This window comes from Streptomyces sp. NPDC001381, from assembly GCF_042895685.1.
GTDB lineage: Bacteria > Actinomycetota > Actinomycetes > Streptomycetales > Streptomycetaceae > Streptomyces.
In genome coordinates this window covers 1-19,715 of sequence record NZ_JBIAWO010000021.1, presented here as the reverse complement: position 1 = coordinate 19,715, position 19,715 = coordinate 1, and the positions used below count along the sequence as shown (strand labels likewise).

Here is a 19,715-nt window from a genome sequence, read left to right as displayed (position 1 = left end):
TCCCTGCATGCAGACGGGTGGGTTACTCGGCTCCGGCCGCAACGCGGACGTGTTCGCCATCGATGATCACTGGGTCCTTCGCCGATACCGAGACGGCGGCGACGTCACCGTCGAAGCCGCTGTGATGGCCTACCTCGCGGAGGACGGGTATCCGGTGCCCCGCCTCCGGGACCCGGCGGGCGCCGGAGGCAGCACTGCGCCGCGAACCGACCTGGTGATGCAGCGGCTGCACGGCCCATCCATGCTTCAGGCGCTGCTGCAGGGCATGATCACGGTCGATGAAGCAGGAGCGGGGCTCGCCGATCCGCTGCACCGCCTGCACTCGGTTCCCGCACGGGTCTCCGCCGATCCCGTCAATCGGACCCTCCACCTCGACCTGCACCCGGACAACGTGATGCTCACCTCGGGCAGGCCCGTGGTGATCGACTGGCGCAACACCGAGGAAGGGCCACCCGCACTCGACTGGGGAATGTCGGCCCTGATCCTGGCGCAGGTCGCTGTCGGCAACACGGCCCTGGCGGAGCTGGCCCGGGCAGTACTCGCCTCACTGCTGACACACCTCCGCCCCGCGATCACCCTGGACAACACCGCCTCCGGATGCCTTGCGGAAGCCAGGAAGAGACGGGCGGCCAACCCGTCAATGAACGAGAGCGAGACGCATCTTCTCGGTGAAGCCATGGAGTTGATACTTGAGCTGACGCCCGCCCGACCTTAAACGACAAGCTCAGGACCTGGGCCTTGTCGTCGAAGCGACGGTCCAGAAAGGACACGGGCGCGCGCAGCGGTATCCGACGTCCATCCGACACGCGCACGACTACGGTCCGGACCCCAGCCGTCTTCCGGACCTCGATGCCGATGATGTCCCGCCACGCGATATCGCGGCGCTCGCCCCCGCGGAGGACAAGGAAGTCATCGCTGAGCTGGACAGCACAGGCGAGGAAGACGCCGACTTGGCAGTTCTCCGTCCGCCCGGCGGTGCCGGAGTGCTGCCGCTGCACCCCGGCCGACCGCGTCCCCTTTTTCAAGAAGCCCGTGTCGTCCACGACCAGGACGGCATCCTGGTCGCCGAGGTTGTCGACGACGTACCGACGCACGTCGTCGAGCACCTCATCCGCGTCCCAGTCGATCCGGTTCAGCATCCGGTGGATACGGTCCGGGCCTGCGTGGCCGGCTTCCTCCGCCATCGTCCAGCCGTTCTTCCGCTGCAGCGGAGCGATCAGGCCCCGCATATAAGCAAGTGCCGACTCCCGTGGCTCCGACCTGCTGAAACGGTGCACGAACCGCTCATGCACAGCGTCCAGTTCACCAGCCCACAACCTGACATCAGCAAGGTCCCCACCCATAACCACACCAACGACCAACCTGGCCAGCATTCACGGCAAGCACCGTTGCAGTACTAGGCCCTGCCGACCGGATCGAGCAGCCCGAAGGACTGGCCACGGCCATCCTGCTCGGTGACGAAGACCGGGCCTGGCAGGGCCGACGGCACCGGGTGGTGTCTGACCGTGGTGTTAGGGTCGCCGCCATGGCGAACCGTTCCTACCTCTACTCCGCAGATTCGGTACCGACCGAGGAAGAGATTCCCAAGGCAGTCCGGTGCATATCCGAACACAAATGGGAGATCCCGCTCGCACACAAGCTCATGGCCGGGTATGAGACGACGATCGTCCCGTCCATGATCTGGAGTCCGCGGATCGGCATCGCCGCGGACTACGCCAGTGGTGCAGCCCTGCTCGGCGACTTCCTGCAAGTCGTTGCCCAAGGGCTGGAGGCCGACGCCGAGTTCGCCGAGTGCGTCAACGAGACCACGGCTCACCTGGAAGAACAGCGGGCGAGGTATTTCATCCTGGAGACCGGAGAAATCGTCTCCATCACGGGCGACGATCCCGTGGCAGGGGTGCAGCGCCTGGTCTCCAACGACATCCCCTCCGCCGTCGCCCAGGCCAAGTCGGCGATTGCTGGCGAGAACAACGACTGGCTAGCGTCGGTTCGCACCAACTGGCAGGAACACTTCGCGTCCTTCTACAGCACCGCCCTCTACTTCTCCTTCCCCAGTTAGACGGCTTCCCTCGGGGGCATAGGGGCGAAACGGCTGATCAAACGCCCAGCCCCCGCTGACAACCGGCCCTGAAGTGGGATGACTCTTGTGAGTCGCCCGGGCCCCGCGAGGCCTCCAGCGACGGCCAGCACACGGTTCCAGTGCGCGCCAACGAGCGCCTCGGCGGCAGCCCAGAGCGCGTGCGGCGGCGGGCGCGCTGGCCCGGTTCCCGGGGTGACCTCGTGTTCGGGTGGGGCTCAGCGCAGGGCGATCGGGATGACGATCGCGGCCATGGCGGCCACGGCGGCGATGCCGACGCCCATCGGCCCGCGGGCCGCCAGGTACGCGAGGGCGCCGGGGACCAGGACGAAGGCCAGGCCGAGCAGGACGGCGACAAGCAGGGCGAGCGTGGACACGGCGGGTTCCTCCGGTGGGTTCGTGCATGCGCGTCTCGCATGCGGAGTGGAGTGGCGGGGCTCGCCCCTTGTGTCGCGGGGTGACGGCTCTGACAGGACCGGGAGTGTCCGGGAGCGGGGGGTAAGCCGCGCAAGTCTGGCCGACCGCACGGGTGGTGGAGCACCACCGTCAGTCCCTCGGGCGCGCGTTGATCTGCACGTTCATCGCGCCCGGGGGCGCGGGACCGGGCGCTGGCCGGTGCGTGCCTGGCTTCGCGACCAGTCCGTACGGGACCGGATTCATGCGGAAGGCGCGTGGAACCGGCCCTGCGGAAGGGGAACATGAGGCCGGGTCAGGCGGCCGGGGGAGTGGGGAAATGCTGTGCGGTGCGGCGGTGCTGTTCGGCGGCGAGCCGTTTGCCGTTTGGCCTTGCGCCGAACCCGTTCGCCGAAGGCCGCCGGGTCGGCGGCGCCGGCGTGCGCTGCGGCCTCCGTCCATGTGGTGCCCTCGCCTTCGGCGTACGCGTATACGGCCGAGCGCTCGGCCGGATCGAGCGCATGCAGCATGGCGTTGAGCCGCTCGTCCACGAAGACCCCGCCCGCGGTGTGGATTAGGTAGTCGATGTCGGTGGCGACCAGGTCGTGCAGCGACAGCCCACCGCCGAGGTCGGAGTCCAGAGAGAGCACCCCGCCCGTGCTGGGTCCGGCGCCGCCACAGCGGCACCAGCTGCCGGTGCACCGCACGGGCCTCAGCCCGCAGGGCGCTCAGGGCCGTCGTGTCGAGCCGACCGGTGTCCCACAGCGGGTTACACCAGGCTCCAAGCAGTGCTGTGTTGGTCGCCTCGCGCCACCGTGGGCTGTCCGGAAGAACGAGGTCGGCGGTGAAAGGCTCGGCGTCGTGGGTGGTGCCGTGGGCCACGCAGCCGATGCGCTTGCGAGCGGGCGATGCCGGCCGGGGGACCGGCCGAGGAGGCATCATCGGCTTCGAGGGCCCGCGAAGCCGAAGTCTCAGGTGCCCATGTGGCGCGAGGGACTGGCCTGGTCTGTGCTGTCGATCGACTACCAGCGCATCCTGCATGCCCTTGCGGACCGGCATCGTCTCCATCAAGGGCCGCTGACCTGCCAGGAGATGGCCGTGATGTTCGGCCCAGCGAGCCGGGCCGGTGCTCGCGGTGCCGCCTGCCGTTCTCGTCCGGTTCGCTCGCGCGGGTCGGCGGGCTGAGCGCGGTCATCAGCTGCAGCCCCGTCACGGCGGTGGAGCCCACCGGCGTCATCACCCGGGCCGCGCACACGCCCAGCACCCGGGCCAGCTCCGGCGGCGGCAGCTGCGCGGCATGGCCCCAGGCGCGGCCATCCAGGGCCCGCCAGGGGGATGCACAGCTGCACGCACTGACGGCGGCTGCCCTGGGCGGGGCGGTAGATCCGCGCCCACGGCCCCAGCCCGCGCTTGGTCAGCTGCCAGTCAGCGCGCTCGAGCTGCCTGATGACCTTGTGCCTCTCCGGCAGCCGTCCGGCGAGCCGCTCGGAATCCGACAGGGCGACGGGCAGCCCGTAGCGTTCGCACGCCGCTTCGGTGAGCACCAGCAGCGGGTCGGCGTCCGGCCGGTGGAGGAGTACCTGGACCTGCTCGGAGCCTGCCGCCGTGAGATCCCCGCGTTCCGCGCCGCGTTCACCGAGTTGCTCGAAGGCTGCAGGGCTGACGTCGAACCGTACGAGCAGGAGGAGGAAGACCGGGTCCGTGACCTCCTGAGGCGCCTGGCGCCCGTCGCCGTCCCAGGCCAGTGTCTGGTGTGCATCCAGCCCTGTCCCGCGTCCGGGCGCCCGCCCCGGGAGTTCTGTTCCGCCTGGTGCCGTGGCCGTGCCAAGGTCCTGCACAACAGGGGCCTGCTGCCCGACGGCGCGGAGATGGTGAGCCTCACACCCCGTTCCTCCCGGTAGCAGCTCTGCACTGGCTCTGTACACGAGAACGGGTTCTGGCACACCTTCTGTGGACCTGGCGCGAGGCGGTAGGTCCGTGCGCCGGACTACGTCCTGGTCGGCTGCGGTGCCGACGGGATTTGAACCCGCGAGACAGAGGGGAGCAGGTCCGCCCCGTCTCCGTCAGTCGCCGTGGGAGGGACCTCGCCCACGGCGATCGCAATAGACCGCTCTGCCACGGCACCGCAACCTGCGGAAATGCGCGCACTCCCGCTCTGACCAAGCGTAGAGACACCGTTCTCTGCGGACGAATCTTTATCTGGTCGCCGGCAACCGCTGCGTCCACAGAAGTTGTCCATCAGCACCCCGGCCAGACCGCGCCGCTGGAAGTCGGGCTGCACGCGCAGCAGGGCCACCTTCACCGCCTGCCCGTCGGGGTGCAGGAAGTAGTCGAGCTGTCCCGCCACGCTCGAGCCGACCGACGCCACCAGATGGCGTCCCAGCCAGGGGATCCTCGCTTCGACCTTCCACTCCGTCAGCCACAGCGCCAGCCCCTCCTCGGGCAGGTCCTCCGCATCCGCGGCCGCGCTAGTGAGCGCCCGCCGAGGACACCATGGCCACCAGCCTGCTGGCTTCCTGGACGACGCCTCGAACGTGCTGTTCGTCGGCCCGCCCGGGGTGGGCAAGACCATGCTCGCGGTTGCGCTCGACCGGGCCGCAGTCGATGCGGGCCACCGTGTCTGCTTCACCACCGCCGCCGAGCTCGCAGCGAAGTGCCACAAGGCTGCCCTGGAGGGCCGGTGGAAGACCTGCATGAACTTCTTCGTCGGCCCCAAACTGCTGATCATTGACGAGTTGGGCTGTCTGCCGCTGCCGGAGGACGGCGCCTCCGCCCTGTTCCAGGTGATCAACCAGCGGTATCTGAAGTCCTCGACGATCTTGACGACCAATGTCGGGATCGCCGACTGGGCCGGCGCTTTCGGCGATGCCACCGTTGCCGCGGCGGTGCTCGACCGGCTCCTGCACCGGGCCGCAGTCGTCGGCATCGACGACCCCTCCTACCGGCTGCGCAACCACCAGAACCAGGCCGACGCCTTGCGGACGGGAGTGAACGCCCGTGTCTCCTGACCAGCCCATCATCCCCGAGGACACCGACGCCATGGCCCGACGCTGCCCGGTCTGCGAAACCGCCTTCGCCGTCGCCAGCAGCATCAGTCGGCAGGTGTTCTGCTCACCCACCTGCCGCGAGGCACCAACCGGCACAATGTCCCCACCCAGATGACCTGCCCGGTCTGCGCCAACGAGTTCACCACCTACGGCCGCGCGAAGCGTCGCGTCTACTGCTCTCCCGAGTGCCGGAACAAGGCGTTCAACAGCAGCGAGTACCACGAGCAGCGGACCTGCCCGACCTGCGAGAACGTCTTCGACGCCCCCACGACGGTGCGGCGGGTCTACTGCTCGCCCGCCTGCCGCAAGGATGCCGAACGGCAGCGCGAGCATGAACGCGACGAGGCCCAGGCCCGCCGCCTGGGTGAGGCGCCGCTCGCACCGCCGCAGACACGGCCAGAGTTCCCGCCGCCACCCAAGACCGACGCTCGCCCCGGGCGTCAACTCGTAGTTGAGCGAGACCCGTTGGAGCCCACGGCGACCCGCAACTGCCCCCACTGTCATCAGCCCGTCGCCATCGTCGCTCTGCTGGCCACCCCAGAAGCCGCCCGTCCTCCCATGCCCACCAGTCCCGACGTCATCCCGATGCGGAGACTCCCCTGACACGCGCATGAAGCAAGGCAAGTACGTCTTGACAATTTTGGATTGTCAAGACGTACTTGCCTCATGGCTCTTCCAGACCTGGACGATCTCATCGCGGAAGTCGACCGCAGATGCGACACCGCGCACCGACCCGGCGGACAAGAACAGCCGGACTGGCTCGCCCTCCTCACCGTTGCCGCCCAACTTGCAGGCCAGATGCAGGCGCTGGCAGACGACCTGGTCGAGGACTACGTCGAGCACTGCCGGATGCACGGCTCTTCATGGACCGACATCGGTGCCGCTCTGGGCGTGACCCGACAGGCGGTCCAGCAGCGTTTCCACGCACCGCACAAGCGATACAGCCCCGAGACGATGACCGAAGGCCTCCGCCAGGCGATGGTCCACGTCAAGCAGGCGGCGGTGCAGCACCGCAACAATTACATCGGCACTGAGCACCTGCTCTGGGGGCTGACCGCACAGGACAACAGCGCCACCCGGCTCCTGCAGGCCGCCGGCGTCTCGTCGGAGACGGTCCACCGGTCCGTCGGAACCCGGCTGAGCATGGGCGCCTCCCAAGCAGCCGAACGCATCGCATGGACGCCCTACTCCCGCAAGGCCATCGCCATCGCGGAGGCACGGTCGGAGCAGAACGGCTCCGAGCGCATCGACTGCGACGACCTGCTGGTCGGCCTTGCCCAGGTCGGTCGCGGAGTGGCCGCCAATGTCCTGACCGAGGCCGGCTTCGACCCAGCCGCCCTCAACGCCACGACGGCGGCCACCCGCTCATCGCCGAACGGCTGACCACTACCCACTGCACTAATTCCCAAGGGGCCGCCGACCTCACGGTCGGCGGCCCACAGCATCGCCTGGACGCCCTCCAGCTTCGCCAGGCCAGGTGTGGGTCCGAGGCGGAAGCCGCCCGGCTGCGGCTTGCCGGACGTCGCGTAAGGGAAGAAGCGGGTACAGGCCCGTCATCTTCGCCATGTTGAGCTTGCGGTCATGTTGACCTGGGCCTTGGAGATGACGGCGGCGCGGATGTCGGGGCGCCAGGTCGGCCGCTGGAGGGCCTGCCACCGCTCGCCCTCCTTGTACTTCTTGCCCTGGGGACGTTCGCGGAGCTTGCCGATGCCGCCTTTGACGGTGGCCTTGATGGCGGCGAGGACGGCTGCCAGGGCCGGGTCGGTGTCCTTGTTCCGTTCCATCGCGGCGAGGAACTCGGTGTCGGACAGGTCCCGGGTGACGCCGAGGTCGGCGAGGGTGTCGACGTAGGCGTTCTTGAGCCGGTCGTGCCACGGGTCCAGGTACGCGCCGGTCTCGCGGCGCAGGTACGCCTCGCTCGGGGCGACGTTGTAGCCGAGCTCCTGGGCGTAGGCGACGGTGTGCGTCTGGTACCAGGCCGGACCGTCGGACGGGAGCCGTCCGGAGTGAAGGGCGAGGGCAGACGCGGGTCAACCTCGACGTGGGACAGATCGACCAGCTAGCTCCCGGGAATCTTCGGGTTGAACTTCGGGGCGTGAAAGTGGTCGGGCTCCGACAGCCCGACGACCAGGCGGGCCGCGGCGGCGAGGAACGCCGTGTTGAGGTCCAGGCCGACCACGAAGGGCAGCGTGCACTCCTCATCGGTGAGCAGGTCCACCGGCCTCACCCACTGGTACGCCTCCTCATCGAGGAAGCCACCGGTCCAACCGCTGTCCACGACGACGGGGTGCTCCGGGGTGGCCTCCGGCGGCGCCGGATCCATCGGCTCCGTGCCCAGCGGGCCCGGATTGTAGGCGGACACCCAGTTCCCGGTCGCTTGGTCGCGCACCGCGCGCCTGGGCGGGCGCAGCGCCGTCATCAGCTCCAGCCCAGAGACGGCCGTGGAGCCGCGCGGCGTGATGACCCGCTGGGCGTACACCCCCAGGACGCGGGCGACGTCGGCCGGATTTATCTCCGCCACCCCGGGCCAGGACCGCTCATCGAGCGTATCCCAGGACAGGACCGCCAGCTGCACGCACTGCCACTCGCGCCTCTGGGCCTTGCGGTAGATCCTTGCCCATGGCCCGAACCCGCGCTGGGTGAGCCGCCACTTCGCCTCCACCACCTGCTTGACCACCGGGTGATCCTCCGCAAGGCGCAGGGAGCGGCGCTGCTCATGGCCCTCCAGGCGTTCCGGCAGTCCGAGCTTCACGGCGGCCGCGGCGGTGAGCACAGTCAGCGGGTCGCTGTCCTTGCCCTTGCGGTGCAGACGCGGCGCACCGAGCCCGGATTCCCTGAGGGGCCACTCCACCTGCTCCACCACGGTCGTCGCCGGGCAGTCGAGCACGATGCCGCCCGTGCCGTACGCGGAGCCGTGACCGTCCAGCACCGCGAGCGGGCCGTGCGGGAACCGTGGATCGGCTGCCAGCCTCGCCGATTTCTTCACGGCTGGACGCCGCGATGTCGCGCCAGCCAGGGCGGCGGGCCGTGCCGGTCCCGCACCTGGAACGTCGACAGGCTGCGGGGCGTCTGCCGTCTCCACCCTGGACGCGGCCGGCTCGGTATACACCGCTGGCGCCGGAGCGGCTGCCGGGACTGCACCGGGGGCGGAATACTTCGCCGCCCACCCCTTCAGCAGCCGCTGGTAGGCCTCCAACCGCGGCGACTTCGGCTCGCTGCGGCCGTTCTCCCAGTTCTTCACCGACTGGGTTGTTGTCTTCAACGCGGCGGCCAGGCGGGCCTGGGTGATGCCGGCAGCCTCACGCAGTCCCACTGGCCGCCACGGGTGCGGCGTACAGCGAGGCCCTGCATGCACTGGCCGTAGCCCGCAACTCCCCCAACCGATTGGCTGTCTACTACGGTCGGCCCTCGCGGGTGCACGTGCTGCCGCGCTCAGCGGCGTGCGCATGGGCCCGTACCGTCGTCGCGCCCCTGCAAGCCGAACCCAAACTGACCATGGACATCATCCGCCTGGCAGTGACCTTCCCCCCGGGCCGCCGTGGCTCGTCTACTGAATCTCAGCCGCACTACTGTCGTCGCACACTGCCGCCGAGCGGAGCGTGCCCTTGATCGGGATCTCGGCCAAGTCCGCGTCCGAGCCGAACTAGGCCTCGCCCTGTCCCTCATCAACGTGCCGTCCGGCCCTGCGGCCGCCCGGCATGCCACGCCGACATTCGATGAACTACTCACCACACCGCCCGCCACGGCCTGGGCGGCCACCTTCCTGCACCCCCTGACAGATCCTCGGCACACTAACCTCGACGCTACTGTGAGGGCGTGGATGGACCACAACACAGACGCCCAGCGAGCAGCCGAGGCTCTCAACTGAGCCGCAACACCGTCGAACTCGCCTCCGGGCTGTCGAACGCCTCCTCAACCGAGACCTCTTGACGACCGGGTCGGGTCTCCATGACCTGGTCCACGCGCTGGCGGCGACTGGGCATCGTGCACAGCCAGGCGACGAAGGTGGTCACCGTGCACCGTGTCCCGTGCGTGACGGCGCTGCCTAGTGTGATCACAAGGCCTGATGGCCGCACAACACGCTGAACGCTGTCGACCGAAGGAACCCCGCCATGCTCAAGAGCCGCTACATCAAGCGAATAGGCACCGTTGCGGGCGCCCTCGCCTCTGCGCTCCTCCTCACTGTCACCCAGGCCAGCGCCGCCGCTGAAACCGAACGCGCAACGGCTACTGATGGAGGCAGCAAAAACGGCAGATAGGAGTGTGACTCCTACTACGTCGGCGACTGGATGCAGGCCCGGGTGTGCTTCGATCAAGACGGCGACTGGTTTGAGATCTATGACGCGCCTGGAGCGGATGGCTACTCAGCCGTTGCTGATTGGGAGATCCACAACAGATGGGGCGGCATCTTCAACGCTGATGGTGCTGGCTCAACTCGTTTCAAGAACAAGAACTTCCCCGAGGGCTACAAGCTTCGCTACCGGGCTTGTCTTGGCAACTGGTCCACCAAGACGATCGCCGCGCGTAAGTGTTCCGCTTGGAAGACCGTCGACAACAACTGACGAGCCGGGCGCGGCAACGGGCTGCTCCCCGACGCCTTTGAACGGCGTCGGAGCCTTGAACTGACTTTTGTCAAAATTCGATGCCAATGGGACCTTCCTATTACACATCTAATCACATGAAGATGCGTGTAGATGAAGCGCATAGTCACGGTCGTCGCTACGGCAGCGTTCACCCTCTTCACCTCTCAGGCTTCCGCCATTGACTGGGAGTCCGACGTCGCTACCGCGACTACCACGTCCTCGCCTGGGCCGTGGCAAGTGAGGGGCAACACCTGGGTAGCTGGATTGTTCGCTAAGAACGGTGATTGGTTCGAGGTGCAGGACTTGGAGGCGGATGGGAAGTCTGCTTTTGTCATGTGGGAATTGAGGAACGACAGTGGCGTCCTCGTGCGGGGCGGTAAGATCTGGATGACGAAGGGGAATGGCGAAGGACGTTACCAGAACAAGAACTTCCCCGAGGGATACAACCTGAAGTGGCGGGCATGCGCTGGGGACTACGGCTCAACCTGGTATGACGCTTTCTCCTGCACTGAGTACGCCTACACGGAGGTCTGAACACCGGGGGCCTACAGGGCAGTGAGTCGCTTTGCCATCTGCTGTTGATGTCAGTGCTCCCAACGGCCCGCCACGATCTCACGTCACTGCCGAACTTGTGACGCTGTGCAGCGCGGAGCCCCCGCGCGGTGCTGGAACCTTCACGCGGACGCAGCCGGGCATCGGGGCGCGCTCCCCATGGGGCGCGTCGGCGTCGCCGCGCCAGCTGACGCGGAGGGGATGCTGTTCTGCCTCCCAGGCGAGCCTCTCGTGAAGCGCCTTGAGAGGCCGTGGCTGATGCCTCGTTCAGGTCGCGCTTTCAGGAATGCTCGTCAGCCTGGTCTTCGAGGGACCTCTCCCTGAGCACTCCGACAATGGCTGAGGCGACGAGGGCGACAGCGCTGTCGTCGTCGTGGGCCAGTCGGCGCAGGACCTCCTGCGCGGTGGTTCCCGTGAGCTCGCACAGCGCCTGGGTAAGGCGGATCCGTGTCACGGAGTCCGCGGTGGGCGCGGCCAGTTCGTCGACCAGGGCGGTCGTGATCAAGTCCGTGCACCGGGGGTCCCCGGATAGCGTTCCCAGAACCTCCGCCGCGTCCACGTCGTTGGATCCCTCCACCACCATGCTGACGAGCGTGGGCACGGCCGCGGCCACGCCCTGCCTGCCCAGAGCCAGAGCAGCGTGCCTGCGCACCGTCGTGTCCGAGTCCCCGAGGGCGTCCGCGAGCACCGCGGTAGCACCCGGAGCCTCCGGCAGCTCGGCGATCGCCAGCACCGCGCGCCGCCGGATGTCGACGTCCCCCGAGTGCGTGCCGGCGTACAGTGCCGCCACACCGTCGCCGCCCGATCGGGCGAGCGCCCAGCGCAGGGCGCCTGCGACGTGCGGGTCTGATTCGGTCAGGACCGCCCCAGCCAGCAGGTCGGCGGGTATCGACACGTCCTCCGGCCGGGCCAGGACGGCCTGCTGTCTGCGCGCGGCGCTGGGCGAGTTGAGTTCCCGCATGAGTGCGACGATGCGCAGCACTCCCTGCCAGTCGGTGGGCGCCGACGCGTCGATCGCACGGAGCTGCTCGAGCAGCTCCTGTTCCCGCGCCAGGCGGTCCTCAGTCCGCCGGATGAGGTCGCTGACCAGGGCGGACGGCGTGAAGGCCGGGTCCTCCAGCGCGCGCCCGATCTGCTTGAGCGAGAGCCCGAGGGACCGCAGGCTCTCCACATGGAAGATCCTGCGGACATCCTCGGCGGAGTACTCGCGGTAGCCACCGGCAGTTCGGCCCGTGGGCCGCACCAACCCCAGGGCGTCATAGTGCCGGAGCATCCGAGTGCTCACCCCGGAGCGGCGGGCCACATCGCCGATCAGCAATCCCCGCCCTCCGATGCCTCTGCAGCCTTCGCGGCCTCCAGCGACTCGGTCGTCTCCGCGGGGGCGGCGGCCTCCGAGGTTTCGGTGCCTGCCGACGCAGCCGCGGCGGCAGCGGCTCGTTCCGGACCGAGTGCGACCACGCGCTTCGCCTCGTCGAGGGCCACGTCGAAACCGGTCTCCGGGTTCTGCCGGACCAACTCGGTGGCCCGGGCGTGCGCGGCCACCGCCGGGTCGGAACTCTCCGCGGCCCTCTCCAGGGCCGGCCTGATCACGTCACCGAGGTCGGCCAAGGCCCGGCTAAGACTCAGCTGCACAGTGCGGTCGCCACGGCCGAGTTGCAGAACCAGTTCGTCGGCCAGGCCCTTCTCCTCGCCCTCGGGCACGAGGACGACCGCGACGCGCCACGCGGTCCGCGCGACCTCGTCGTCGGCGTCCCGCAACATGTCGCGGGTGACCCAGGCCCACGTGCTCTTGTCGCCGATCTTGGAGAGTGTGTGCAGCGCCTGGCTGCGGGCCTGGGTACGCTCGGAGTCGAGCTCATGGCGGATCCGGGGCAGGGTCGTCTCCGGCGGGAGGCGGGTCAGCGCCCAGGACAGCATGTCTCGTACGAAGAAGTCCGGCTCGACCGCGCACCGTTCGACGAGCGTCTCCAGAAACACGGGGTCGGGGTTCGAGCCGACCGCCAGGGCCGTCTGAAGCCGGACCGACGAGTCCTCGGCGCCCAGGGCGTTGGTCACACGGGTGTTCTGCGGGCTTACGTCGGTCGTGTTGATCGGGACCACCTCCTGCACCCAAGTGAAAACCTTGTCACCGTGTCAAGGTCAAGTTAGTGGCCGGCGAATATGGCAACGTCCTGGTCGCAACGCGGCGTTCAGGGCTGCGGGTCCTTGCGGGCGGTGAGCATCGCGCGGAACGCGTCGACGGCGGCCTGGTCTACTGATGAAGCGGCACCGTTCCGGCCGTGCGCTATTCGGTGCCTTTCCGGGCTGCCAGGTAGTCGGCCCAGCTGTCCTGCGCCAGTACGGACCACTCGACGGCGGTGTTGACGTGGACGCCGAAGAGGTCGCTGGTGACGATCGGTGGGAGATCAGCAGCGATGGCGATCGTCGCCGTGTTGTGGGCCGCGAGGGTCGGCAACCCGAGTTCAAGGAGCTGCATTGCCAGGCCCTGCGGGCGTCGATGTGCCAAGGGCCCGGGGAAGAGGAACGCTGGTCCGCTGCCGGGAGCCGGCTGCACCATGGATAGCGTCACGGGATTGGCGATCTGCTGTTCGATGAGGCGGGCCAGAGTTGGGGGTAGCAGGACGGGGGCCTTGTCGAACGTGATGTAGGCGCCGTCCTGGTCGCGCTTGAAGCAGTCCGTCGTGAGGTGAACGATTCGGGTCACGGGTAGGGCATGGAGGCGGACGAAGGCTCCTGCGATACGGACGTCGAGAGGGAGATCTTGGTCGGTGAGGCACCGAAGAAGTTGGTCGTGGTGTTCGGCGTCGTCGTGGAACACGGTCGGTTGCGCTCGGGGCCGCGTGGGGGCTTCGAGCTGGCGTGTCAGTCGGCGCGCGTTGGTCCAGCGTATGAATGCGCCGATTGCCTTGCGGCGGGTCGGTGAGGCTGGGACGAGCCATAGGTCGAACTGGGACTGTGCCAAGTTCGACAAGGCGAGGTCGCTGGCGTCTAGTGCTGTGACCGCAAAGGTTCACCGGCCTGGGGCGTGTGTCTTCCTTTGGCTGAGCAGACGTTCAGGAGCACTCACGCAAGGGAAACGTCGCAGGAACGCAGCGCGTCACACGCCGGCGGATGAGCTTTGTCGTCGGGAGAGGGATAGCCTGCGTCGCTCTCGGTCGATCTCGGTGACGACCACCGTGATCTCGTCGCCGACCTGGACGACATCTGCCGGAGTCTCCACCGGTGTCCAGGCGAGCTCGCGCAGGTGAACCAGTCCCTCGATTCCGTCGGCGACCTGGACGAAGACGCCGAACGGGATCAGCTTGGTGACCTGGCCAGGCAGTTTCTGCCCCACCGCGATGGTGTCGGCGAATACCTGAAAGGGGTCCGGCTGTGTGGCTTTCAAGGACAGTCTGGCCTCCAGGTTCCATGTGTCGAACTGGAGGAACTCGCATGAGACGCGCTGCCCGACCTGCACGACGTCGGTGGCTGCCTCGAAGCGTCGCCAGGACAGTTCAGCGACGGAGATGAACCCGACGCCGGGGAAGACCGGATGGTCGGGTCCGTCGTCCAGCGCCACGAACACACCGAACCGTTCGATCGCTGTGACGGTGCCGGAAAGGAACTCGCCGCGGTGCAGTGACTCCAGGAATGCCCAGAGTTCTGGGTTCTCAGACGGTCCACCCATCATGCTCTCAGCCTTTCACGAGGAGCTGCGCACTGGGTAGGAAGTGCGCTCACGCTGCGGTCTTGAGGGGACGTCTGCCCCAGCGGATGCCTTTCTCGCTGCGGATGCGGGCGCGTTCCTTGCGTTCGGCGGCCAGGACGTCACGATGGCGGGCGTTGGCGTTGCGCCAGCGCAGGTAGGCGTGCAGGGCCCGGGTCTGGACGGTGTGGTTGGGGTGGCGGGAATTGGCGATGGTGAACTGCCGCAGCGGTCCGAAGTGGGCTTCGATCGGATCCGCCCAGGATGCATAGGTCGGGGTGAAGCACAGCTCGACCTTGTTCTCCCCGCCCAGCGACGGATGTCGGCGCCTTCGTGGGCGGACAGGTTGTCCAGGATCACGTAGATCGGGCGCCGTCGGGCCGGGCGGCACGGATCGACTTCAGCGCGGCCAGCGTGTTGGCGGCACCCTTTCTGCGGCGGTTGACGCCCCACAGGGTGTCGTCGCCGACCGAGTAGCAGCCGTGGAAGTACCGCACGCCGTGAGTGCGGTAGGTGGCGGGCAGCCGGTCGGGACGATTCTGCTCCGCCCAGCCCGAGCCCGCGCTGGGACGGATTCCGAGCGGGCCGAACTCATCGAAGGCGAAGACCCGGTCGGGGGAAACGGTCGAGGACCCCCTCGATCCGGTCCAGCTTCGCCTCGCGGTCGGGGTTCGGGGATTCCTTCCACGTCTTGGTGCGCTGGAAGGTCACGCCGCGGCGGGCGAGCAGGCAGCGTAACGCCTCGCGGCCGATCCGGATCACGTGGCCGTGGACTTTGGCAGGTAAGCGACGAGCTTGCGCAGGGACCAGCGGGTGAAGGGCTGGCCGAGTTTGGCCGGGCGGGTGATGGCCGTCTGGATGACGAAGTCCTCGTCGTCAGGGCTGAGCTGGCGGGACGGCCTCCCGCCCACCGAGGGTCCAGGCAGGCCAGGCCGATTTCGTTGAAGCGGTGGATCACGTCCCGGACGGTGTCCTCGTCGGCCTGGATCAGCTGGGCGATCACCGGCACCCGGTTGCCTCCAGCCGAGGCCAGCAGCATCATCGCGCGCCGGTAGCGCACCGAGTTGGTGCTGCCCCGGCGCGCGATCTGCTGTAGTTTCCGCCCTTCCTGGTCGGTCAGTCTGCGCACATGGACAGGCCCGGCCACCGCACCTCCAGCGGTCGGAACGGACGTCACCCCCCATCCAACCGCCGCGATCACCAAACCGGCCAACCTAATCCGTCGTTAAGGACGTCCCGAGGGAGCGGATGTTTCTTGGGAGGTTCGAGTACGGGGCTGTGATGCCTCTGGCCAGCCGGGTCGACCGAGACCTTCGCATAGAGCGGCGCGCGGTCCTTGTACTCGGAGTGGTAGCGGTTGCGTGGGTGCCGGACGGATGCCTTCGCCAGACCTGGCTTTGACGCCTCGATGCAGAGCGGCGGCGTCCGGCGCCTTCGCGGCCGCCACCACGAACGAAGGGCGTTGCCACTCGTCGGCGCTGGACGGACGCCTGCCCATGCCTGGGCCTTGAGGCCTCCAGCCAGAGCGGCGCCGTTCAGCGTCGACGAGCGGCAACACCGCCGCTTGATCACTCGTTGGTGTTGGTGGTGCGAGCCCACTGCACGGTGACCTCTTGATACGCCAGGGCCGTTCGAGCTCCCGAGCAGACCGAGGCCCGTGAGGTGTGCTGGCGCCACGAACGGCTGGTGAGGTGTCGGCCCGACCGAGCTGCGGTCGAGGCGTGGGATTAGGTCGCTCGCGTGGCCCGCATGCGCTCGTGACCAGCGCAAATACCCAGCGCATAGGGGAGGGGAACACTTTGGTCTACTGCGGAATCGACTGGGCAGAACGTACCCACGACGTCGCCCTGGTCGACGACACCGGCACGTTAGTGGCCAAGCGGCACATCACCGACGACGCGGCCGGCTACAAGGTCCTGCTGGAGCTGCTTGCCGAGTACGGCGACACGGAGGAGAACCCGATCCCGGTGGCGATCGAGACATCCCGCGGCCTGCTCGTTGCCGTGCTGCGGACCGGGACGCGGAAGGTGTTCGCGATCAACCCTATGGCGTCCGCCCGCTACCGTGACCGCCACTCGGTCTCGCGTAAGAAGTCCGACTCCGGCGACGCCCTGGTCCTGGCGAACATCCTGCGCACCGACATGCATGCCCACCGGCCCCTGCCGGGCGACAGCGACCTCGGTCGTGCCATCGCCGTCCTGGCCCGCGCCCAGCAGGACGCTCTGTGGAACCGGCAGCAGATCGCCAACCAGCTCCGCTCGCTGCTGCGCGAGTACTACCCGGCGGCCCTGGAAGCCTTCGCCGTCTGGGCCAACGGCCTGTGCCGCCCCGAGGCCCGTGAACTCCTTAAGGCCAGCCCCGACCCCTTCACGAGCCGCGCGGCTGACGCGCTCACAGCTCCAGGCCGCGCTCAAGCGAGCCGGCCGCAAGCGCGGGATCGAGGCGGAGGCCCACCGTCTCCGCGACGTCTTCCGCGCCGAGTGGGCCCACCAGCCGCCGCTGGTCGAGGACGAGCTCGGCAGGCAGATGCTCGCCCTCCTCATCCAGCTGGAAGCGGCTTGCTCCGCCGCAGACCAGCTCGCTGAGGCGGTGGAAGGGGCGTTCCCTCAGCACCCGGACGCCGAGAGCTTGCTGAGCTTCCCCGGGCTCGGGATCCAGCTCGCCGCCCGGATTCTGGCTGAGATCGGGGACGACCGCGCCCGCTTCGCCGACACCCGTGGCCTGAAGGCCTACGCGGGTTCCTCGCCCATCACCAGAGCCTCCGGCAAGAAGTCGTCCATCACCCGTCGGTGGGTGAAGAATGACCGCCTCAACCACGCGGGATATCTGTGGGCATTCTCAGCCCTTCGGCACTCGCCTGGAGCTGGCGCCCACTACCGGCGACGCCGCGAGGTCGGCGACTGGCACGCCGCCGCTCAGCGCAACCTCTTCAACCGCATGATCGGCCAGCTCTACCACTGCCTCCAGCACCGCAAGCTGTTCGACGAGAACACCGCATTCCCAGCCTCCGGCCAGGAAATGGAGAAGGCGGCAGCGTGACATCCGATCAGCCGAGGGTCGTCGTGCTGTCAGTGCCGGGTGGCATGCTCTGCCGCCATGAACAAGCAGCAGTTCTGGCAGCTCATTGCGGCGGCGCGCGACCAGGCGCTCGACCCGGATGAGAGCGAAGCGGTCGCTCGCGAGGCAACTTCACTGCTTGCCTCCCGTCCGGCCGAGGAGATCGTCGCCGCTCAGCAGGTGTTGTGGGACCTGATGGCTGAGTCCTACACGAACCCGTTGTGGGCCGCTGCTTACGTCATCAACGGCGGCTGCTCCGACGACGGTTTCGACTACTTCCGCAGTTGGCTGATCGCACAGGGGCGTGAGGTCTTCGAGGGCATAGTTGCTGATCCTGATGCCCTCGCAGGACTGCCCATCGTGCAAGCCTCGGCCGCCCACGGCCTGGACCTGGACGGTGAGGACGTGCTGAGCATCGCCTGGAACGCACACATCACGGCGACTGGTGAGCAGCTCCCCGCTGACGCGTTCACGATTCGATACCCGCAGCTGGACCCTGCCTGGGACTTCGACTTCGACGACCGAGGCCCGAGAGATCTACTTCAAGATGCTGGAGTTCCCTGGGACGCGAAGGTACTTCTATGAGGACGTGCCTTGCCCGCCTGACGAGGTCGAGCGGGAGCGAGTGTTGCTGATCGCTGAAGCTCTGGCGGACGTGCTTGAGGAGGGGCTGGTGGCGACCCGCCGGATTCCGGGGACGGAGTCGTTCGAGGACTGGCGGGATTACTCCCGCTTCATGCGTGATCACAGCCCTACCATCCGCGAGCTGATCGACGAGCACCCTCTGTGGTGGCGGGAACTTCGGCACTTGGACTAAGAACTCCTAACGAAATGATCTTTGAGGTGGTTGGATCGCTCCAGGTCTGGTGATCTGGGGGTGCGGGGTGGCGCGGCCGAAGCCATGGGAAGTGGACGATGGGCTGTGGACGGTGATTGAGCCGCTGCTGCCCAGGGTTGAGCGTCGGAGCCGGCATCCGGGACGCAAGCGGCATCCGGACCGGCTGGTGTTCCAGGGCATCCTGTTCGTCCTGCATACGGGTATCGCCTGGGAACACCTGCCGCAGGAGCTCGGCTTCGGCTCGGGCATGACCTGCTGGCGTCGCCTGGCCGAGTGGACCGAGGCCGGGGTGTGGCCCCGGCTGCACGAGGTCCTCCTCGCCAAGCTCCGCAGCGTGAACGCCCTGGACTTCTCCCGGACGGCCGTCGACGGCTCCCACATCCGGGCGTTAAAGGGGGAGCCAAGACCGGACGAAGCCCCGTCGACCGGGGCAGGACGGGCAGCAAACATCATCTGATCACCGACGCCACCGGTATCCCGCTCGCAGCCACCCTGACCGCAGGCAACCGGAACGATGTCACCCAGCTGATCCCGCTACTGGAGGCGGTGCCACCGGTGCGGGGCAAACGCGGCCGGCCCCGGCGCCGCCCGGACGTGGTGCTAGCAGACCGCGGCTACGACCACGACAAGTACCGCCGTCTGGTCTGGGACCTCGGCGTGAAGCCGCTGATCGCCCGCCGCGGCACCGAGCACGGTTCTGGCCTGGGGACCCAACGCTGGGTCGTGGAGCGCGCGTTCGCCCACCTGCACTGGTTCCGCCGCCTACGGATCCGCTGGGAGATACGCGACGACATCCACGAGGCCTTCCTCACCCTCGGATGCGCACTCATCTGCTGGCGACGCCTGAACTCATTGCCAGTAGCTTCTTGACCGAGGCGTCGTCACCACCTCGTTCGGCCACGTCTGCCGGACCCGGACGAGCTGCTCACGCAGCTCATCCACCCAGCCGTCCCCCGGATCAAGGACGACGCGGACCGAAACCTCGGACTCGCCACTGTCGTCCACGGTGACGATGGGACGGGGCACTGAGAATTGCCTGTCGATCTCAATCCGGATCTCGGTGTCGCCCGTGGCCGTCCAGCGGATGCCCTGTCTGTCGGAGAGCTCATCCAGGGCCGTTGACCAGTCATCCAGGGCTTCAGGTGACAAGCACAGCCCAAGACGCCCGCTGGCGAAGGCGCTCGTGATGTCGAGCTCGGCATCAAGGTAGTCGTTGTACGGCGTGTCCCCAGGCCTGTGCCGCCCCAGTACGCGTACCCGGACGCTGCTGTCCGGGTCGATCAGACGGATCAGGTCCACCCCGCCGCCCTCATCCACGCGCCCTCCCAAAACCCACAACGTTCCCGATCATCATGCACGAGTCGCGAACTGGCCCCGGTCGGTATTCCGTTACTGACCTTGAATGCGTGATGTCGTCATGGTGGCTGGCGTCGGAGGCCGGTGCCGGTAAGGCAGCCGTCGAGGACGTCGTGGCGGTATTGGA

18 protein-coding genes, 1 tRNA gene and 5 pseudogenes are annotated in these 19,715 nt (G+C 67.9%); 11 read left to right on the top strand and 13 right to left on the bottom strand.

Annotation, left to right across the window (positions count from 1 at the left end):
* Nucleotides 1–7: 7 nt before the first annotated feature.
* Entirely contained in the window at nucleotides 8–715 is a 708-nt protein-coding gene (locus tag ACFY2L_RS38695; RefSeq protein WP_390661713.1) for a phosphotransferase, read from the top strand.
* A gap of 211 nt (nucleotides 716–926) precedes the next feature.
* Here ACFY2L_RS38695 and ACFY2L_RS38690 read toward each other — a convergent pair.
* Nucleotides 927–1,343, bottom strand: a pseudogene (locus ACFY2L_RS38690) (transposase); the annotation flags it as partial.
* Between the two features lie 182 nt (nucleotides 1,344–1,525).
* Here ACFY2L_RS38690 and ACFY2L_RS38685 point away from each other — a divergent pair.
* The gene (locus ACFY2L_RS38685; RefSeq protein WP_390661714.1) at nucleotides 1,526–2,059 is read left to right on the top strand and encodes a hypothetical protein; all 534 of its coding nucleotides are present in this window, start codon (nucleotides 1,526–1,528) and stop codon (nucleotides 2,057–2,059) included.
* A gap of 236 nt (nucleotides 2,060–2,295) precedes the next feature.
* Here ACFY2L_RS38685 and ACFY2L_RS38680 read toward each other — a convergent pair whose 3' ends face one another.
* From ACFY2L_RS38680 to ACFY2L_RS38670, 3 genes and pseudogenes are all read right to left on the bottom strand, one after another.
* Nucleotides 2,296–2,454, bottom strand: coding sequence for a hypothetical protein (locus ACFY2L_RS38680; RefSeq protein ID WP_390661715.1), 159 nt, complete (start codon nucleotides 2,452–2,454; stop codon nucleotides 2,296–2,298).
* Nucleotides 2,455–2,733: 279 nt separating this feature from the next.
* Entirely contained in the window at nucleotides 2,734–3,120 is a 387-nt protein-coding gene (locus ACFY2L_RS38675; protein ID WP_390824679.1) for a hypothetical protein, read from the bottom strand.
* Nucleotides 3,121–3,575: 455 nt separating this feature from the next.
* Nucleotides 3,576–4,032, bottom strand: a pseudogene (locus ACFY2L_RS38670) (transcriptional regulator); the annotation flags it as partial.
* Between ACFY2L_RS38670 and ACFY2L_RS38665 the strand changes: the two are divergent.
* A complete protein-coding gene (locus tag ACFY2L_RS38665) occupies nucleotides 3,925–4,371 on the top strand; it encodes a hypothetical protein (RefSeq protein ID WP_390824688.1) in 447 nt (148 codons plus the stop codon). The pseudogene ACFY2L_RS38670 and the gene ACFY2L_RS38665 sit on opposite strands and share 108 nt — an antisense overlap.
* 104 nt (nucleotides 4,372–4,475) lie before the next feature.
* On the opposite strand, the gene ACFY2L_RS38660 is transcribed toward ACFY2L_RS38665, so the two are convergent.
* Nucleotides 4,476–4,595, bottom strand: a tRNA-Gly gene (locus ACFY2L_RS38660).
* Nucleotides 4,596–4,941: 346 nt separating this feature from the next.
* Here ACFY2L_RS38660 and ACFY2L_RS38655 point away from each other — a divergent pair.
* From ACFY2L_RS38655 to ACFY2L_RS38645, 3 genes are all read left to right on the top strand, one after another.
* Complete coding sequence (locus ACFY2L_RS38655; RefSeq protein ID WP_390824678.1) at nucleotides 4,942–5,478, top strand: ATP-binding protein; 537 nt, start codon at nucleotides 4,942–4,944, stop codon at nucleotides 5,476–5,478.
* A 150-nt stretch (nucleotides 5,479–5,628) separates the two neighbouring features.
* Nucleotides 5,629–6,120, top strand: coding sequence for a hypothetical protein (locus ACFY2L_RS38650; protein WP_390824677.1), 492 nt, complete (start codon nucleotides 5,629–5,631; stop codon nucleotides 6,118–6,120).
* Between the two features lie 63 nt (nucleotides 6,121–6,183).
* Nucleotides 6,184–6,900, top strand: coding sequence for a Clp protease N-terminal domain-containing protein (locus ACFY2L_RS38645; RefSeq protein WP_390824676.1), 717 nt, complete (start codon nucleotides 6,184–6,186; stop codon nucleotides 6,898–6,900).
* A 44-nt stretch (nucleotides 6,901–6,944) separates the two neighbouring features.
* Here the strand turns inward: ACFY2L_RS38645 and tap are convergent.
* A pseudogene (tap, locus tag ACFY2L_RS38640) lies at nucleotides 6,945–8,872 on the bottom strand (telomere-associated protein Tap); the annotation flags it as partial.
* Nucleotides 8,873–9,377: 505 nt separating this feature from the next.
* Nucleotides 9,378–9,530: a hypothetical protein gene (locus ACFY2L_RS38635; RefSeq protein ID WP_390824675.1), complete on the bottom strand. Its 153-nt coding sequence runs from the start codon at nucleotides 9,528–9,530 to the stop codon at nucleotides 9,378–9,380.
* A gap of 276 nt (nucleotides 9,531–9,806) precedes the next feature.
* On the opposite strand from ACFY2L_RS38635, the gene ACFY2L_RS38630 reads away from it, so the two are divergent.
* Both ACFY2L_RS38630 and ACFY2L_RS38625 read left to right on the top strand, forming a co-directional pair.
* Complete coding sequence (locus ACFY2L_RS38630; RefSeq protein ID WP_390824674.1) at nucleotides 9,807–10,079, top strand: hypothetical protein; 273 nt, start codon at nucleotides 9,807–9,809, stop codon at nucleotides 10,077–10,079.
* 132 nt (nucleotides 10,080–10,211) lie between these two features.
* Nucleotides 10,212–10,634, top strand: coding sequence for a hypothetical protein (locus tag ACFY2L_RS38625; protein WP_390824673.1), 423 nt, complete (start codon nucleotides 10,212–10,214; stop codon nucleotides 10,632–10,634).
* A 298-nt stretch (nucleotides 10,635–10,932) separates the two neighbouring features.
* On the opposite strand, the gene ACFY2L_RS38620 is transcribed toward ACFY2L_RS38625, so the two are convergent.
* The 5 genes and pseudogenes from ACFY2L_RS38620 to ACFY2L_RS38600 form a co-directional block, all read right to left on the bottom strand.
* Nucleotides 10,933–11,970 (bottom strand): MerR family transcriptional regulator, encoded by a 1,038-nt coding sequence (locus ACFY2L_RS38620; RefSeq protein ID WP_390824672.1) that lies wholly within the window; start codon nucleotides 11,968–11,970, stop codon nucleotides 10,933–10,935.
* Nucleotides 11,964–12,761, bottom strand: a complete 798-nt coding sequence (locus ACFY2L_RS38615; RefSeq protein ID WP_390824671.1) for a HEAT repeat domain-containing protein — start codon at nucleotides 12,759–12,761, stop codon at nucleotides 11,964–11,966. The genes ACFY2L_RS38620 and ACFY2L_RS38615 overlap by 7 nt, the downstream gene beginning before the upstream one ends.
* Nucleotides 12,762–12,936: 175 nt before the next feature.
* Nucleotides 12,937–13,356, bottom strand: coding sequence for a hypothetical protein (locus ACFY2L_RS38610; protein ID WP_390824670.1), 420 nt, complete (start codon nucleotides 13,354–13,356; stop codon nucleotides 12,937–12,939).
* A 393-nt stretch (nucleotides 13,357–13,749) separates the two neighbouring features.
* Nucleotides 13,750–14,322, bottom strand: a complete 573-nt coding sequence (locus ACFY2L_RS38605) for a S1 RNA-binding domain-containing protein (protein WP_390661723.1) — start codon at nucleotides 14,320–14,322, stop codon at nucleotides 13,750–13,752.
* Between the two features lie 46 nt (nucleotides 14,323–14,368).
* Nucleotides 14,369–15,484: pseudogene (locus ACFY2L_RS38600) on the bottom strand (IS630 family transposase).
* Nucleotides 15,485–16,136: 652 nt separating this feature from the next.
* Between ACFY2L_RS38600 and ACFY2L_RS38595 the strand changes: the two are divergent.
* The 3 genes and pseudogenes from ACFY2L_RS38595 (at nucleotide 16,137) to ACFY2L_RS38585 (ending at nucleotide 19,102) form a co-directional block, all read left to right on the top strand.
* Nucleotides 16,137–17,376: pseudogene (locus ACFY2L_RS38595) on the top strand (IS110 family transposase).
* A gap of 57 nt (nucleotides 17,377–17,433) precedes the next feature.
* Complete coding sequence (locus ACFY2L_RS38590) at nucleotides 17,434–17,979, top strand: DUF4240 domain-containing protein (protein ID WP_390824669.1); 546 nt, start codon at nucleotides 17,434–17,436, stop codon at nucleotides 17,977–17,979.
* 299 nt (nucleotides 17,980–18,278) lie between these two features.
* A protein-coding gene (locus ACFY2L_RS38585; protein WP_390662671.1) for an IS5 family transposase occupies nucleotides 18,279–19,102 on the top strand; the annotation gives its coding sequence in 2 pieces (ribosomal slippage) (nucleotides 18,279–18,621 and nucleotides 18,621–19,102; 825 coding nt in all).
* Here the strand turns inward: ACFY2L_RS38585 and ACFY2L_RS38580 are convergent.
* Nucleotides 19,082–19,549, bottom strand: coding sequence for a DUF5959 family protein (locus tag ACFY2L_RS38580; RefSeq protein ID WP_390662672.1), 468 nt, complete (start codon nucleotides 19,547–19,549; stop codon nucleotides 19,082–19,084). The genes ACFY2L_RS38585 and ACFY2L_RS38580 overlap by 21 nt on opposite strands.
* Nucleotides 19,550–19,715: the final 166 nt, after the last annotated feature.

Bases quoted from the DNA above. Each gene is read 5' to 3' on its own strand.
- ACFY2L_RS38645 (WP_390824676.1), top strand. From the start codon at position 6,184: ATGGCTCTTCCAGACCTGGACGATCTCATCGCGGAAGTCGACCGCAGA.
- ACFY2L_RS38630 (WP_390824674.1), top strand. From the start codon at position 9,807: ATGCAGGCCCGGGTGTGCTTCGATCAAGACGGCGACTGGTTTGAGATC.
- ACFY2L_RS38625 (WP_390824673.1), top strand. From the start codon at position 10,212: ATGAAGCGCATAGTCACGGTCGTCGCTACGGCAGCGTTCACCCTCTTC.
- ACFY2L_RS38605 (WP_390661723.1), bottom strand. From the start codon at position 14,322: ATGATGGGTGGACCGTCTGAGAACCCAGAACTCTGGGCATTCCTGGAG.
- ACFY2L_RS38695 (WP_390661713.1), top strand. From the start codon at position 8: ATGCAGACGGGTGGGTTACTCGGCTCCGGCCGCAACGCGGACGTGTTC.
- ACFY2L_RS38650 (WP_390824677.1), top strand. From the start codon at position 5,629: ATGACCTGCCCGGTCTGCGCCAACGAGTTCACCACCTACGGCCGCGCG.
- ACFY2L_RS38590 (WP_390824669.1), top strand. From the start codon at position 17,434: ATGAACAAGCAGCAGTTCTGGCAGCTCATTGCGGCGGCGCGCGACCAG.
- ACFY2L_RS38685 (WP_390661714.1), top strand. From the start codon at position 1,526: ATGGCGAACCGTTCCTACCTCTACTCCGCAGATTCGGTACCGACCGAG.